14 protein-coding genes are annotated in these 15,962 nt (G+C 68.7%); 7 read left to right on the top strand and 7 right to left on the bottom strand.

The features are described from left to right. Position 1: 1 nt before the first annotated feature. Positions 2-742 carry an ABC transporter permease gene (locus tag AAIB33_RS07775; RefSeq protein WP_345802968.1) on the bottom strand — a complete coding sequence of 247 codons (741 nt, stop codon included), beginning with the start codon at positions 740-742 and terminating at the stop codon, positions 2-4. A 62-nt stretch (positions 743-804) separates the two neighbouring features. Beyond that, positions 805-1,716: an ATP-binding cassette domain-containing protein gene (locus tag AAIB33_RS07770; RefSeq protein ID WP_345802967.1), complete on the bottom strand. Its 912-nt coding sequence runs from the start codon at positions 1,714-1,716 to the stop codon at positions 805-807. A 228-nt stretch (positions 1,717-1,944) separates the two neighbouring features. Between AAIB33_RS07770 and AAIB33_RS07765 the strand changes: the two genes are divergently transcribed. The 5 genes from AAIB33_RS07765 to AAIB33_RS07745 all read left to right on the top strand — a co-directional run bounded on the left by AAIB33_RS07765 (position 1,945) and on the right by AAIB33_RS07745 (position 8,585). Continuing rightward, on the top strand, positions 1,945-3,225 hold the full coding sequence (locus AAIB33_RS07765; RefSeq protein ID WP_345802966.1) for an alpha-hydroxy acid oxidase: 1,281 nt from the start codon (positions 1,945-1,947) through the stop codon (positions 3,223-3,225). 137 nt (positions 3,226-3,362) lie between these two features. Further along, positions 3,363-4,187 carry a class II aldolase/adducin family protein gene (locus tag AAIB33_RS07760; protein ID WP_345803402.1) on the top strand — a complete coding sequence of 275 codons (825 nt, stop codon included), beginning with the start codon at positions 3,363-3,365 and terminating at the stop codon, positions 4,185-4,187. Positions 4,188-4,412: 225 nt separating this feature from the next. Beyond that, on the top strand, positions 4,413-7,163 hold the full coding sequence (locus AAIB33_RS07755) for an AAA family ATPase (protein ID WP_345802965.1): 2,751 nt from the start codon (positions 4,413-4,415) through the stop codon (positions 7,161-7,163). Between the two features lie 128 nt (positions 7,164-7,291). Continuing rightward, positions 7,292-7,909: a hypothetical protein gene (locus AAIB33_RS07750; RefSeq protein ID WP_345802964.1), complete on the top strand. Its 618-nt coding sequence runs from the start codon at positions 7,292-7,294 to the stop codon at positions 7,907-7,909. Beyond that, positions 7,902-8,585: a hypothetical protein gene (locus AAIB33_RS07745; protein WP_345802963.1), complete on the top strand. Its 684-nt coding sequence runs from the start codon at positions 7,902-7,904 to the stop codon at positions 8,583-8,585. The genes AAIB33_RS07750 and AAIB33_RS07745 overlap by 8 nt, the downstream gene beginning before the upstream one ends. A 94-nt stretch (positions 8,586-8,679) precedes the next feature. Here AAIB33_RS07745 and AAIB33_RS07740 read toward each other — a convergent pair whose 3' ends face one another. Next, entirely contained in the window at positions 8,680-9,117 is a 438-nt protein-coding gene (locus tag AAIB33_RS07740) for a hypothetical protein (RefSeq protein ID WP_345802962.1), read from the bottom strand. Between the two features lie 144 nt (positions 9,118-9,261). After that, a complete protein-coding gene (locus tag AAIB33_RS07735; protein ID WP_345802961.1) occupies positions 9,262-9,444 on the bottom strand; it encodes a helix-turn-helix domain-containing protein in 183 nt (60 codons plus the stop codon). 120 nt (positions 9,445-9,564) lie between these two features. Between AAIB33_RS07735 and AAIB33_RS07730 the strand changes: the two genes are divergently transcribed. After that, on the top strand, positions 9,565-10,182 hold the full coding sequence (locus AAIB33_RS07730; protein ID WP_345802960.1) for a hypothetical protein: 618 nt from the start codon (positions 9,565-9,567) through the stop codon (positions 10,180-10,182). A gap of 384 nt (positions 10,183-10,566) precedes the next feature. On the opposite strand, the gene AAIB33_RS07725 is transcribed toward AAIB33_RS07730, so the two are convergent. Together AAIB33_RS07725 and AAIB33_RS07720 are read right to left on the bottom strand one after the other, a co-directional pair. Then, positions 10,567-11,889, bottom strand: a complete 1,323-nt coding sequence (locus AAIB33_RS07725) for an NAD(P)/FAD-dependent oxidoreductase (RefSeq protein ID WP_345802959.1) — start codon at positions 11,887-11,889, stop codon at positions 10,567-10,569. 152 nt (positions 11,890-12,041) lie between these two features. Continuing rightward, on the bottom strand, positions 12,042-12,581 hold the full coding sequence (locus AAIB33_RS07720) for a YaeQ family protein (protein WP_345802958.1): 540 nt from the start codon (positions 12,579-12,581) through the stop codon (positions 12,042-12,044). A 142-nt stretch (positions 12,582-12,723) separates the two neighbouring features. Here AAIB33_RS07720 and ggt point away from each other — a divergent pair, with 142 nt between their 5' ends. Further along, positions 12,724-14,544: a gamma-glutamyltransferase gene (gene ggt / locus AAIB33_RS07715; protein ID WP_345802957.1), complete on the top strand. Its 1,821-nt coding sequence runs from the start codon at positions 12,724-12,726 to the stop codon at positions 14,542-14,544. A 46-nt stretch (positions 14,545-14,590) separates the two neighbouring features. On the opposite strand, the gene AAIB33_RS07710 is transcribed toward ggt, so the two are convergent. Next, positions 14,591-15,943 carry an MFS transporter gene (locus tag AAIB33_RS07710; protein ID WP_345802956.1) on the bottom strand — a complete coding sequence of 451 codons (1,353 nt, stop codon included), beginning with the start codon at positions 15,941-15,943 and terminating at the stop codon, positions 14,591-14,593. Positions 15,944-15,962 lie beyond the last annotated feature (19 nt).

Below are 15,962 nucleotides of genomic sequence, written 5' to 3'. Positions count from 1 at the left end.
TCTACGCGTCGCGCATGCGGAGAACCCCGTAGCCCAGCGCGAGCGCACCGATGGTCCACGCGAAAAGTGCCGACCCTGCCACACCCACGCTCAGTCCACCGTCGTTCGCGCCCATCATCAAAACCTGAGATGCGTTCGTGGGCAGGTACCGGCCGGCATCCATGATCCACTCCCAACCCGGCGCGATCGCGATGAGGCCGGGCAGGATCGGCAGGATGAACAGGATCGCCACGGTGACTGAGATCGCTCCCGGTCCGCTGCGCAGCGCGAACCCGATACCGGTTCCGATGAGCGCGAAGCACGTCATCGAGAGCACACCGGCCGCCAGGGGCACGAGTGATGCCTTCGGGTCGGACCAGTCCATCGCTGCGTCACCGAGGATCGGCGCGGTCGCGAGTGTGGCGGCCACCAGGATCACCGCTGTCGACACGGCGACGAAGGCGGCTACGGCGAGTGACTTGGCGAGAAGCACCGCCCCGCGGCGGGGCTCTGCGGTCAGCGTCGAGCGGATCTGACCGGTGGAGTACTCTCCGGTGACCGCAATCGCGCCAAGCGCGCCGGCGAGGAGCATCGTGAACTGGGTCGGCGCCAGGATCACAGCATCCGCCGGCATACCAGCGCCATCAAGGGACGCCGACGCCGCAGCGATCATGAGTGAAAGTCCGATCGACAGCGCGGCGACACTCGCGATCGACCACCACGTCGAACGAAGCGAGGTCAGCTTGATCCATTCGGCGCGCACGACACGGAGGAACGTGAGGCGCCAGGGGGAGGTGGCGACGAATGTGTCTCGCGTGATGGCGGTCATGACAGCTCCTTGCTCTTGTACTCGACGGAGTCACCGGTCAGCGCCATGTACGCGTCCTCGAGCGATCCGGCGGCGCCGCGCAATTCGTGCAGGGGAATTCCCAGATCGGCGGCGGTGTCGCCGATCGATTCCTGCGTCAGCCCGGTGATCTCGGCCACGCCGGGCATCGTCGAGCGGACCACGACATCGGGGCCCGCGAGTGCGGACGCGAGGTCGTCGAGTCGGGGGGAGCGGACCGTCACGGTCGTCGTCGTCCACGCATGAACGAGGTCTGCGATCGGCGCGTCGGCGAGCACACGGCCTCGGCCCAGCACGATCACGTGGTCTGCGGTCAGCGACATCTCGCTCATGAGGTGGCTCGACAGCAGAACGCCGCGTCCCTGCGAAGCCATGTGCCGGACGAACTCACGCACCCACCGCACGCCCTCGGGGTCGAGGCCGTTCACCGGTTCGTCGAGGATCAGCGTGTGGGGGTCGCCCAACAGCGCGCTCGCGATGCCGAGTCGCTGGCCCATGCCGAGCGAGAACCCACCGACGCGCTTGCTCGCCACGCTGCCGAGGCCGGCGATCTCGATGACCTCGTCGACTCGAGAACGAAGAATGCCGTGCGTGGCGGCCATCGCACGCAGGTGCGTGCGTGCCGACCGCCCCTTGTGCGCCGCCTTGGCATCCAGCAGGATTCCGACCTGCGTCAGCGGGGCACGCATCGAGGTGTAGGACGTGCCGGCGATCGTGACCTGGCCCGCCGTGGGCCGGTCGAGACCGACGATCATCCGCATCGTGGTCGACTTGCCCGCTCCATTGGGGCCGAGAAAGCCCGTCACCCTGCCGGGATGCACCGTGAAGCTCACGTCGTCCACGGCTGTCTTGTCTCCGTACCTCTTCGTGAGGCCCTCTGCAACGATCATGCGTTCCACGCTACGGAGAGCCCCACGCTCGTCACATCCGTCCCGGGTACCGGCCTGTCACGATTGCGTGGCACCAGGGGATGATCAGTTCGGTCGCGGCGCTTTGGGCATCGCAGTGGGCCTTTCGGTTGACATGTGGTCAGACCGCATGTACTTTTGGGAATGAAACGTTTCAGTGCTGCGGCGTCCGCGATCGTCGGAGCCCCAAGAGTCCGGAGGCCACCCCTTATGGTTCACCGACAGCTGCCCAATCCCGGAGAGCTCCTCGAGCTCATGAAGTTCAAGAAGCCCGAGCTCGACGGCAAGAAGCGCCGGCTCGACGCGGCGCTCACGATCTACGACCTGCGCGCGATCGCGAAGCGCCGCACGCCCAAGGCGGCGTTCGACTACACGGACGGCGCCGCGGAGGGCGAACTGTCTCTCTCGCGCGCCCGCCAGGCGTTCGAGGACATCGAATTCCACCCCGACGTCCTCCGTCCCGCCGAGAACGTCGACACTTCGGTGGAGATCCTCGGCGGGTCCTCGGCGCTGCCCTTCGGCATCGCCCCCACCGGCTTCACGCGCCTGATGCAGACCGAGGGCGAGGTCGCTGGGGCATCCGCGGCCGGGGCCGCCGGCATCCCGTTCACCCTCTCGACCCTCGGCACGACCTCGATCGAGGGCGTGAAGGCGGCGAACCCGCACGGACGCAACTGGTTCCAGCTCTACGTGATGCGCGATCGCGAGATCTCGTACGCGCTCGCCCGCCGGGCCGCCGAGGCGGGCTTCGACACGCTGCAGTTCACCGTCGACACCCCGGTCGCCGGCGCCCGCCTCCGCGACAAGCGGAACGGGTTCTCGATCCCCCCGCAGCTCACGGTCGGCACGATCATCAACGCGATCCCGCGTCCGTGGTGGTGGTACGACTTCCTCACCACCCCGAAGCTCGAGTTCGCATCGCTGTCCACGACCGGCGGCACGGTCGGGGAACTGCTGAACGCCGCGATGGACCCCACGATCAGCTACGACGACCTCGCCGTCATCCGCGAGATCTGGCCGGGCAAGATCGTCGTCAAGGGCGTGCAGAACGTCCACGACTCGAAGCGACTCATCGACGCGGGCGTGGACGGGATCATCCTGTCCAACCACGGCGGCCGCCAGCTCGACCGCGCTCCCATCCCGTTCCACCTGCTCCCGCAGGTCGTGCGCGAAGTCGGCAAGGACGCGACCGTCATGGTCGACACCGGCATCATGAACGGCGCCGACATCGTCGCGTCGATCGCGCTCGGCGCGAAGTTCACCCTGATCGGCCGGGCATACCTGTACGGCCTCATGGCGGGCGGGCGCGAAGGCGTCGATCGGACGATCGCGATCCTGCGCACCGAGATCGAACGGACGATGAAGCTCCTCGGCGTCTCGACCCTCGCCGAACTCGAGCCCCGGCACGTCACCCAGCTGCAGCGCCTCACGCCGGTCGCGGCCGCCGCCGCACCCCGCGGGGCGCGAGCGGCGGCGACGAGCAGGCTCTGACATCCTTGCCCAGCTCGAGCAGCAGGGCATCGACCCGATCGCAACCGAACGCGCCAGCGGCACCCAAGCCGGCTGGGGCGCCAGAGCCATCCAGCCAACCACATCCATCACCCTCTGAAAGGACCACTGACGTGACCATGGAGTCGACCGCTCTCCCGACAATCGAGGAGCTTCTGGTGCAGATGGGTGCCGCTGGGCGCCGGGTCTGCGAGATCGATGCGAGCGAAGCCGGCGCCGGGAACATCTCGGTGTGCGTGGACGAGCTGCCCGGGGTGCGGAACGTGTTTCCTCTGTCCGAGCGGATCGAACTGCCCCTGCCCGCCCCAAGTCTGGCCGGCCGCACCCTGCTGGTGACCGGTTCCGGCCGCCGACTGCGGCAGATCGCCGACGACCCGGCCGCTGCGGTCGGCGCGGTGATCGTGGAGGCCGACGGCATCCACGCGGAACTGCTCACCTCTCCGCGCCGCGCGTTCGAGCGACTCACGAGCGAGTTCAACTCGCACCTGGGGGTGCACGACGACCAGATCGGCCGCCGCAACCTGCCGTTCCACGCGGTCGTGCACGCGCAGCCGCCGCACCTGACCTACCTCAGCCACATCCCCGCATACCGTTCGGACCGGGCGATGAACACCGCGATCCTACGCTGGGAGCCGGAGTCGATCGTCGCCCTGTCGCAGGGCATCGGGGTGCTGGACTTCATGGTCCCGGGCTCGCAGACCCTGATGGACGCAAACGTCGCACGACTGCGGGACTTCGAGATCGTGCTCTGGTCCAAGCACGGCACGATGAGCCGGTCCGACATCTCGGTGCTGCGCGCCGTCGACCGGGTCGAGTACGCCGAGACCGGCGCGAAGTACGAGTACATGAACCTGCTCGCCGGCGGCAGCGGGCAGGGCCTCACCCCCGCCGAGATCCGCTCCGTCGCAGACGCGTTCGGCATCCAATCACCCTGGCTCGACTGACAGATCACGGACGCCGGAGGGCGTCCCCGAGGAAGACGTCGAAGTCCCGGACGAGCATCTCGGAGCGCGCTCGACGTCCGAAGCGGAGGGAGAGACGAGGCGATGCACGCAGGCACCATTCGGTGGGGTGTCAGTCTGGGCGACATCGTGAAGCATTCCCCTGCATGTACCTGCATGCGCAAAAAAGTGCTGGCTATGGGCTATAAATGGTCGTAGCCTGGCGGCGTGCGCGGAGGGTTGGAGCGGTGGAAGAGGGGTGTCGGATCCCGTGGGGTCGGGCACGCGATCGACTACGCGCTGAACGGCACCTGCGACGCCCACCTGCACCCGTCCACCGGCTCCGACGCGCTCGAGATGTACAGCAAGGCCGCCGACGCGTCCGTCACCCGCTTCGTGGTGACCGACGGGGTGATCACCGCCGACGAACTGTCCGCAGGCGCACTCCGCATGTGGGTGACCGGTCATGACCCGGTCACGGGGGAAGAGCGCGGACCTCAGCGGTTGAGTGCGGACGCGGATCTGCTGCTGGACGCGACGATGAATCACCCGAAGTCCTACAGCATCGCCGCGCTGCTGCATCCGGAGCTCGCGACCGAGTTCGAGGCGCTGCAGGACCGCCTCCGCGACCGGATCCTGGTCACCTGGCTGGGTGAGCTGAGCGCGCGCCGCGGGCACGCCGGGCTCCTCCGGGAGGACCTCGCCCGGATCGAGGTCGTCGAGCTGCAGCACCGTCGCTCCCGGGCGTTGGACCCGCACGCGCACCGGCACTTGTGGTTGAACGTGAAGGTGCAAGGTGTCGACGGGAAGTGGTCGAACGTGGACTCGCGGGTGGCGATGAAGCTGCAGACCCTGATCAACGCCGAGGGCGAGCTCGCCGCGCGCACCGACCCGCGCTGGGTCACCGCGCTCGCCCGGCACGGGTTCACGATCGGCGAGGACGGTGAGGTTGCGGAGCTGGCCGGGGTGGTGCGGCCGTTCTCGCGGCGCTCGGCGCAGATCGAAGCCAACCGCGCGAAGCTGATCGCAGAATGGTCCGCTGAGCATGACGGGGCGAGCCCGAGCATCCGGGTGCTGACGCAGATCGACCGGCGGGCGTGGGCGATATCCCGCCCGAACAAGCCCGCCAACCTGGACGAGCAATCCTGGGAAGACGCCATCCGCGACGAACTCAAGGGCCTCGATCCTCAGCTCATCCGCGACCGTGCGCCGGTCGGCATCGTCACGACGCCGCTCGCCGCCCTCGACCTGGATCTGCTCGCGGACGCGGCGGTCGTCGATGCCGACGAGCGATCCACCCGCACGGGCGGCCGGTTCAGTTCGTTCGACCTCCGCGCCGGCGCCGTGCGCGCCCTCTCCCGCGCAGGTGTGGTCGCGGCCCGCGACGAGCTGACCGTCATGATCGAAGAGATCGCCGGTCGCGCGCACGGAAAGTGTGTGCGCCTGGTGGCGGATGCCAGGATTCCTGGGCATGTGAAGGCGTTCATGGCGACCGAGACGATGCGCCTGAAGGTGCGCCACGCGGGCCGCCTGGATGCGCTCGCCACGCCGGGTCGGTCACGCCTGCCGGACGAGCTGCGTCGGGCCGCCGCATCCATGGATGGCTTTGACGGTCTGGATGGATCGCAGCTCGCGGCCGCGGGGGCGATCGCCGGCGCCGGCGGGCTCGTCGCAATCACCGGGCCCGCCGGGGCGGGAAAGACGACGATGCTGCGCGTCGCGTACGCGGCCCTAGCGGGGCAGGGGCGGCGGATGCTGGTGGTCGCGCCGACCCGGAAGGCGGCGTCCGTCGCGTCCCGCGAGGTCGGTGCCGACGCGTCGAGCCTGCACGCCCTGCTCGCCGACCACGGCTACCGGTGGACCACCACCCCGGCCGGCGCCCAGGTCTGGACACGACTGTCCTGGGGAGAAGCCGACCCGGTGACCGGGGTCGTCTACGCGGGGCCGTCGCGGTTCGTGCTGCGGCGGGGGGATCGGATCGTCATCGACGAGGCGGGCATGGTCGACCTGCACACCGCGACCGCGCTCGTCGACCTCGCCCTCGAACAGCGCGTCGGCGTCGCGATGGTCGGCGATCCCCACCAGGCGCTCCCGGTCGGACACGTCGGGGCGATGGCATCCGCGGTGCGGTACGCGACAGCATCCGTCGAACTGCACACCGTGCACCGCTTCACCGACCCCGCGTACGGTGCACTCACCCTCCGGCTGCGCAACCCCCGCAACCAAGACGACGCGCTGAGCGTTGCGCGGGAGATGCTCGAGCGCGGGCACGTGCAACACGTGCACAGCACGGAAGACGCACGCAACACGATGGTTGCGGCGTACCTGCACGCGCACGCGCACGGCAAGCGGGTCGCGCTGGTATGCGGGACCAACGGGGAGGCGGACGCGATCAACGACGCGATCCAGCAGCACCACATCGACAACGGCGACCTCGACCCCACCGTGCTCGCGCTCGGGATGGGGGAGCAGCGCATCCTCGTCGGCGACTCCGTGCAGACCCGCCGCAACGACCCCCGCACCGGCGTCGAGAACCGCGCGCAATGGGTCGTCCGCGGCATCCGCGACGACGGCATCACGCTCATGTCGACCAGCGACAGCGGCGAACTACGCCGCGTCAGCCTCGACTACGCGCTCGAACACGTGCAACTCGCCTACGCGTCGACCGTGCACGGCATCCAAGGCGAGACAACCGATGCCGCCATCGTCGGGCCCGACGTCGACGCCGCCGGACTCTACGTCGGACTCACCCGAGGCCGGCATCACAACGTCGCGATCACCGTTGCGCACGACGACGAGGAGGCGATCGCCAACCTCGGCGCCACCATGATGCGCGGCGCCACCGAACTCACCATCCAAGACGCGATGCACGCCGCGGACGCGGAGCTGCAGCGGGCCGCACGCGAGCGCGCGATACAGGCCTCCGCGTCTTGGGCCACGCCGCGCTCATCACCCTCACGGGGCGGGATCTCGCTCTGATCGGTGGCGGAGCGCGTCACGGTGCACCAGTAGGGGGTGTACGGGGCTTCCGCATATCTACGGATCCACGTTCCGTAATTAAATGGATTGTGGTTCCGTATATTCGCAGATTGGGCAACAATAGGTCCATGAAGACGAATGAGATCGTCTGGCGGACGCTCGCGGATGCTGCGTTGGCGGGTCGCCGCGAGTGGCCAGACCTGAGCACCCTGGCTGCCGCCGTTGACGCACCGATCTCCAGTACCCACCAAGCCCTCGGTCGGCTTGTAGACATCGGCGCCGTGCAGACAAGACACCGAGGTGGCATCGTCGTCGTTAGCCCGGAGCGCGTCGTGCTGACCATGGCGGCGAACCGCAACCTGATCAGGGACACCGTCACGATCAGCACACTGAGTGCCGCGCAAGACCTGACGGGCCAGCATCCGTCGGCCATCTCATTCGGAGGAACGGATGCCGCGGTGCACTGGCTCGGCGGGGAGAACACAGTCGCCGACAAGGGTGTTCGACTGATCTACGCCGACGCGGATGTCGCTGTTGATCTGCCCGACGGGGACGAAGTCCGCGTTGTGTCGCGCGACCGGGTTGCGGCTCGCGCGTGGCGCGATGGCTTCTCGAGTGTCGCTCAGACGTATGCCGACCTGTTTGCGACGCCCGGGTGGCAAGCCGGCGAGTTCCGGCTCGCCCTCCATGCGCGACTCTTCGAACACGCCGACTGGGAACAGTCCCCTGGGGAAGCCCATGGCTGACTCGACGGACGACTCTGCGAAGATCCGCCGCGTTCTGGATCACGTCGGCCATGATCTCGATCCATCGATTCTGATCGGAGGCTGGGCGACACACCTGCGCGTCGGCGGTGAGATCAGCCATGACATCGACCTCATCGTCACGGCGAGTTCGCGATACCTGCTCGACGCGGTCGTCGACAACCTCACCGACAACTCGGTGCACCAGGCCCGCAAGTTCCGCGGCGAGGTAGAGGGCGTGCATCTGGACATCTATGTCCCGCACGAGTCTCAACTGGGGTCACGGCTGAGGCTCAAGGTCGAAGCCCTGGCGCGGTACGTGGACGCCGTCATTGCACCGCCCTGGCTGCTCCTGACCGTCGAAGCGCACTTCATCACCAAACTCGCAGCTCTGCTGGACCGCTTCCGTTCAGAGAAGGGAACCAAAGATGCCCGCGAGATCCTCGCCCTTCTGAAAGAGGGCGTAGATCCTGCTCTCGCGCTTCGCATCCTCGCTGAGGCGACAGCCGGCCCCACGACGGACATCCCAGGGTACGTCGATGAGATGTTCCGTCTCATCCCGCAACTGGCAAAGCTGTCCAAGATCGACCAGAAGGCGATGGTGCAATGGCGCCGCGAGTGGACTCAAGCGGCACTGACATACACGCCGCCACAGACGCTGGCACCACGCACCCTGTGAACTCTCCTGCCCGCGAGACCCCTCAGACACGGACCCTGCGGGGCGGTTGATCGACCGCGCGCCGCGTTGGGAGAACCCGGCTGGACCCTGCGTCTCATCCCGGCTGGTCTGCGGCGTTTGGCCAGGTGCGGGGCGTGCGGCTGTTGTGGCCGCGGGAGCACTGGCTGTAGTACGCGTGCCGGAGGCGAGGCATCGCCAGGTCGAGTTGTTCGTGCCATCTGATCGGTCCGAATCCGCTATCCGAGGGGTCGAACGCAACCGTGTGGGCGGCATGGAGCGCTGAGAGTTCTTCGACGAGGTCGCCGTGCTTCCACCAGCACACCGGGACGATCGACTCCGAGATCCGATAGCGGACCGCGAACCACTCGACCCACGCGCGCAGCGATTCCCACGCGGCGGGGGCTTCAGCGGCCGTCAGATTTCGAAAGTCGACGACAGCGGCGCCGATCGATGCCGGGATCTCGAAATCGGCGTCGCTGATGTCCTCGCGGAGAACGAAGTCGAGGTCGAGGGGGCTGTTGCAGTCGGGCATGATTCGGTCCCTTCCAGCGGCGTGGAGCCAGCGGCGGAGCGCGTTGAGGGCGTCCGGATGCTGCGGCGACGAGCGCTGTGGCGAAACAGTACTGCGTCGCGGTCGGTGGACGTGCTCAACCGTTCCGTGCCGCGACGAATTCGGCTATGAGGTTTCGACGCCGAAGGCGCGGAGCAGCCCGGCGCGGGGGATCATCCGGCGGGGCCCGAGCTGCACTGTCGGGATCGTCCCGGTGTCGATGCCGAGTTTGATTGTGCGGTAGTCGACGCCGACGAGTTCCGCGGCGTCCTTCATCGTCAGAGCCAGGCTCTGCGGTGATCGGTTCATTGCCCCTCCCCTTCCATGAGCCAGGAGCGTCAGTCTCCCTTCGCTGCAAGGTACCACAGGATGAGCCAGGAGCGACACTCTTTCTTCACGAATCGGCAATGTCGTGGAATAGTGGGCTTCATGGCCGACGTCCAGACATACGACATCAGCGACGAGCGCATCGACCTCGGCAGCGGTGTCACGCTGCCGCAATCGTGGCACGCACGCGTGTCGGGGGAGCAGGACGTGCCCGGAACGATCACGCTCCGAGTCGAGTGGGATGCCGCACTGGGCCGGACCGCGGTCGCCTACGCCGGCCTCGAGCGCGCCGGGGGAGGTGTCGACATCACGAGCCAGGTGCTCCGTGAGGTGCGCACGCACTGGGTGATGACCAGGTCGGCCCTCGATGTCGTCACGGTCGACGTCGGCGAGGGCCGGACTCTGGGAGCCCGCGAGTTTCTCGGCCGGCAGCTGGAGCGCCAGGATCGCGACGCCGTCGAATCGACGCACGATGCTGTCGCCGTGTACCGTGTCGCCACGGCCCTCAGCTACCCGCCGCTCAAGCTCGTATCCGACACCCTGAAGATCAGCCAGAGCACCGCGACGCGCATCATGACGCGCGCACGCGACGAGGGTCTCGCACCCGAAGTCCGCATTCAGGAACCGCGCCGAGCACCGGCCGTCGACCCGTTCCAGCATGACTGGCGTCGCCCACACACCGGACCCTCACGGCCAAGCGGGCCATCACTGGGCATGTAACGCGTTCACTCGCGGCTGGACGGCTGCAGGGATGAGAAGCCAAGCCGCGGGGCGTACGATCATCGTGTCGAGACCCCTTCGGGCGAGACGGCGCGCGCGCCAGTCGGCGCCCCGGTCACCTCGTGATCGTCGCTACGAACGGCCCCCCAAGCGGCGCGGGATCGCCCACGAATCGCCCACATTTGGTGTGTTTGTGGGCGACTTTCAATGCATATTCTTGTTGACGCATGAGGCCTTCTGGCCCGTAATTTCAAGGGATTCGCGCCCGAAAGTCGGTCGATCCAATGCCCAAGCTCGAATTCGATTCCCCCCATCTCCACTCGCCGCTGTCACTCAGAAGGGCTCGAGCCTCGGAAGATGCTCGAGCTCTTCTCGTCTGCGCGGTCAGCTCCAGAGCTCGTGGATCGGGATGCCGCGACGCAGGATGCGCTCGGCCGCGCGGTGGCCCGAGAGCATCGCGGCGGAGACCGTCGCGGGGTCGTCGGTCCACGTCGCCTCGCCCGCGAGGTGCAGCACGCCCCCGACGGGCGTCGCGAGGTCGTCGTGATCGGTCGTCGTCGAGCCGACGGTCATATACGCGTAGGAGCCGTGCGAGAGCGGATCGTCCTGCCAGTCCGAGACGATGATGTGCGTCGGTGCTTCGACACGGTCCGGATAGAGGCGCCGCAGCTGTGCGACCACCGACTCCGCGATCTCCTCCTCGCTCCAGTCCCGCGTTTCGACGGCAGCCGGACCGGCCGCGAAGGTGAGCAGGGTCGGTTCGCCGTGCAGCGCGGTGAGGTCGTACCAGGAGTGCCACCACCGGCCCTCCGGTCCCTGCTGCCGGATCGCGTAGACGCCGTCATCCCAGAACTTCGAGGGGAATCTCAGCACGACCTTCTCGAATGCGTTCATCCGCAGCCTGTTCAGCGCGCCGCTGACCGGCTCGGGGAGCGGCGGGTCGATGACGAAATCGGGGGACTGCAGCACGCCGACGGGCACAGTCACGACGACCGCGTCTGCGGAGAAGTCTCCGCGGCTGCTTCGCACGACCACGCTGTCCTGGGACCACGCGACCCTCGAGACCTCGTGCGTGAGGCGGACGTCGAGACCGTCGGCGAGCCGCGCGGGCAGGCGGTCGTACCCCTCCGGGAAGACGACCTCGTCGCCGTCGATCGAGTCGTCGTCGAGCCCATGCGCCGCGAGATCCTCGATCCAGGCGCCGTACTGCTCTTCCGACCGGTGCTCGAGGTACTCGCGCACGCGCTCGACCCGCTCGGGATCCCACCCCTGCCGTGCGAGGGCACCCTCGGTAACGTCGCGGTAGGAGGCATCCCGATCCGAGTCCGCGACGACGGAGAGCAGCGCCTCGTCGACGGCGTGGATGTCGTCGATGAATGCCTGGGCCTCGGCATCCGTCAATCGCCGCCCGTCGGGACCGTAGTAGGCGATGGGTCGGCTGTCGGGCTGATACCCGCCCACCGTGAACTCGACGGTCGGCATGCCGAACGCCTCCGCGGCCGCGGCGACGGGGCTGTCCGTGATGCCGTGGATCCAGGATGCCCCGAGATCGGTGATGTGCCCCTCGTGCCGCACCGTCCAGACACGGCCGCCCACGCGATCCCGCGCCTCGAGCACGGCGACTCGCTGCCCGCCTCGCGTGAGCAGTCGAGCCGCGGTGAGCCCGGACACCCCCGCTCCGACGACGATCGTGTCGAAGTGCTCCATCGCGCTCTCCTCGCCGGGCGAGCCTCGCCCACCCACCGACGCTATCGGTTCGCGGTGCCCACGCGACGCGCCCGGCGCTGCTCACGCACCGCGCCCGGCGGCGCTCACGCACCGCGCTGCCGGCCCCGACGCACCGCGCCGCCGCCGGCTCGTCAGGCCGCCCGCTGCTCGTGGATGTCCGACTCGAACGTCGCGCCGTTCAGCTCGAGGTAGAGCCGACGCTCGATCACCGACACGGTCATCGTGTTGCGCCGCTCGAGCGGAGCGATGGCGGAGTCGATGAATCCGGGGTCGAAGCTGTAGAGCGGGATCTCCTCGCCGCGGTGGATCTTCTTGCCGGCCCACGGCGCCGCCACCTTCGCAGGGTCTCGCTGCGTGTACACGGCGACCCGGTCGGCCGCGAGGCTCCCGGCATGGAGGCGCGCGGCATCCGGAGCGCCCACTTCGACCCACGCGGTCAGGGCGCCGGTCAGATCGCGCACGTACACGGCGGGCTCGTCCGTCGCCGAGAGGCCCTCGCTGAAGGCGATGCCCTCCTCGTACTCGAGGCAGTACGCGAGCACGCGGGTGAGCATGAAGGCGTCCGTCTCAGAGGGATGCCGCGCCACGCGGAGCGTCAGCTCGTCGTAGACCGCGCGATCGACGTCCGCCAGCTGCACGGTGAACGTGTGGACAGTCGCGCCGATGGCCATGGAGAACGAGCCTATCCGGCCGACCTGCGCGAGGCCGGTCGACGAGCGCAACGCCGCATAGCCGACCCATTGCCGCCCCACAGGTGGGCGGCTACGGTGAGGAGATCGACCCTCGCCACCCAACTTCCCTGGGGGGTCTTTCATGGTCACCGTCGCCCATCGTCCTGTCCGCGCCGCCGCCGTCGTCACGGTGAGCGCCGCTCTCGTGCTCGGCGCCTTCGCGACCCCCGCGTCCGGGACGCAGTCCTCGGTCCCGGCGGGAAGGCCCGCGCCTCCCGCTCCGTCGACCTCGGTCGGCTATGGAGGGGCCGTCGCATCGGTGGATGCCGAGGCGAGCGCAGCAGGCCTCGAGGTGCTGCGCAAGGGCGGCAACGCGGCCGACGCCGCTGTCGCGACCGCGGCGGCCCTGGGTGTCACGGAGCCGTACAGCGCGGGAATCGGCGGGGGCGGGTACTTCGTGTACTTCGACGCAGCGACCGGCACCGTCTCCACCATCGACGGACGCGAGACGGCGCCGGCCGGCATGACATCGACGTCGTTCATCGACATGGCGACGGGGAAGCCGTATGCGTTCGCGGACGCGGTCTCGTCGGGGCTTTCGGTCGGCGTGCCCGGCACGCTCGCGACCTGGCAGACGGCTCTCGACCGGTTCGGCACGCGCTCGCTGAAGGACATGCTCAAGCCGGCCGTCCTCCTCGCAACGCGCGGGTTCCGGGTCGACGCGACGTTCGCGCAGCAGACGGCCGACAATCAGAAGCGGTTCGCGCAGTTCCCCGCGACAGCGGCGCTCTTCCTCCCGAACGGCGCGCCGCCCGCCGTCGGCTCGACCTTCACCAACCCCGATCTCGCACGGACGCTGCGGGAGATCTCGCTGCGCGGCACGGACGCCTTCTACCGGGGCGCGATCGCCGACGAGATCGCGTCCGTCGTGCAGCATCCGCAGACCGTCGCCGGCGCGCAGCTTCCCGCCTACCCGGGATCCATGACGGCGGAAGACATCGCCAACTACTCCGTGCGTGAGCAGGCGCCCACGCGGATCGACTACCGGGGTCTCGACGTGTACGGCATGGCGCCGTCGTCGTCGGGTGGGACGACGGTCGGCGAATCGCTGAACATCCTCGAGAACTTCGATCTCTCGGCCGCGAACACGCCGCAGAGCCTGCACCTCTACCTGGAGGCGACCGCCCACGCGTTCGCCGACCGCGGCGCCTATGTCGGAGACCCGGCGTTCGTCGATGTGCCGACCGAGACCCTGCTCAGCCAGGGGTTCGCGGACGCACGGGCCTGCGTCATCGACCCGGACGCCGCCTCCGTGAAGCCCGTCGCGGCAGCGCCGCTGGATGCGAGCGGATGCCTGGCCGCGGCCGCCGCCGCGCAGCCGGACACCGAGAACATCTCGACGACCCACCTGTCGGTGGTCGATCGCTGGGGCAATGCCGTGGCGTACACGCTCACGATCGAGCAGACGGGCGGGTCGGGCATGACCGTGCCGGGCCGAGGCTTCCTGCTCAACAACGAGCTCACCGACTTCAACTTCGCGCCGGCGAGCCCGACCGATCCGAACCTTCCCGCAGCGGGTAAGCGTCCTCGCTCGTCGATGTCGCCCACGATCGTGCTCGATCACGGCGCCGTGCGCTACGTCGTCGGCTCACCGGGCGGCTCGACCATCATCACGACGGTGACGCAGGTGCTGGTCAACCGCATCGACCTCGGCATGACCCTTCCTCAGGCCGTGGCTGCTCCGCGGGCATCCCAGCGCAACACGGCCGCGGTGGCCGCTGAGCCGGCTTTCCTGGCGGCGTATCAGGCGCAGCTCACGCCGTTCGGGCATCAGTTCACGACCATGGCCGAGATCGGCGCGGTCGCGGCCATCGAGGTGTCGCCGAACGGTCTCATGACGGCGGTCGCAGAACCTGTGCGTCGCGGCGGAGGGACGGGACTGGTGGTCCAGCCGGCCAACTGACCGCCCCCGGGGGAGGGGCGAGGCGTCGGCTGCGCGGCATCCCGAACTATCCGTCGCCTCCGCGACCGCGATCGTGCGGGAAGTTGCCGACGCCGCCGATGTGCCGCACGGTGCGGGCGCGCTCGACGATGATCGCGACCGACCCGACGAGCCAGAGCGGGATCTGCGTGAGGAAGGCCATGCGGAAGGCGTCGAGCGAATAGGTCGCGGGGGTGCCGGCGCCCTGCAGATCGAGGGCGATGCCGATGAAGAGGATCGCGATGAGGGCTGCGATGAAGCCGCCGCCGTTCACGATGCCGGTCGCGGTGCTCAGCCGGTGGCTGGGATTGAAGGTGCGCGCGTGGTCGAACGCGATCATCGAGGCGGGACCGCCCGTCGCGAGCGCGAACATCAGGATCAGGAGCAGCCACACGGGAGCCGCGGTGGGCCACAGGATCACGATGATCCACATGACCGCCTGGAACGCGACAGTCGGGAGTACGAGCCACCGTGAGCGTCGCGTGGGGTGCCGGCTCGACAGGGCGCCGATCACCGGTCCGAGCACGATGCCGAAGACGACGAACGACGTCATGACGAACGACGCCTGCGCGGGTGTGAGGCCCTCGCCCGCCGTGAGGAACGGGAAGCCCCACAGGAGCATGAACGCGGTGCCGGCGAAGGGGGTCGTGAAGTGCGACCAGAAGCCGAGGCGGGTCGCGGGATGCCCCCACGACTCCCTGAACCCCTCGCGCAGGTCGGCCGACGACCGGACGACCCGCACGGCTCCGGTGTCGGTGTTGACCGACACGTCGACCGGATCGGACGCGCGTTCGGGGGGACGGTTGCGGATGACCGCGAACGTCAGGATGGCGAACAGGACGGCGAGGCCCGCGAGACTGCCGAACGCGACGGTCCACGACGTCGCGTGCAGGAGCGCAGCGAGCGGCACGACGGCGATGATCTGGCCGAACTGGCCGATGATGCCGGTCAGCTGCACGAGCAGCGGCGCGCGCTGCTGCGGGAACCACGTCGCGATGACGCGGAGGACGCTCGGGAACACCGCCGCGTCACCCGCACCGATGAGCACCCGGGCGACGATGCCGATGCTCACGACGTCGGCGAAGGCCATGACCCCCTGGCCGATCGCCATGAGGACCATGCCGATCGTGATGATGGGCCGCGCGCCGAACCGGTCGAGAAGGATGCCCACGGGGATCTGCATCCCGCCGTACACCGCGAGCTGGATGACGGCGAACATCGACAGCGTCGACGCGTCGGCGTCGAACCGGACGGCGGCATCCACCCCGACCGACGACAGCGACGTGCGGTTGACGATCGCGACGACGTACGCGAGGACACCGATCGTCCACACCGTCCAGGTACGCCAGCCCGGCGCATCGAGGCCGGTCGAGCGCGACAAACGGGGTCCTGTCGGTCGT

This window comes from Microbacterium sp. AZCO, assembly GCF_039614715.1.
Lineage (GTDB): Bacteria > Actinomycetota > Actinomycetes > Actinomycetales > Microbacteriaceae > Microbacterium.
The sequence above is the reverse complement of the archived record's forward strand: the minus strand, read 5'-3'. Positions and strand labels throughout refer to the sequence as shown.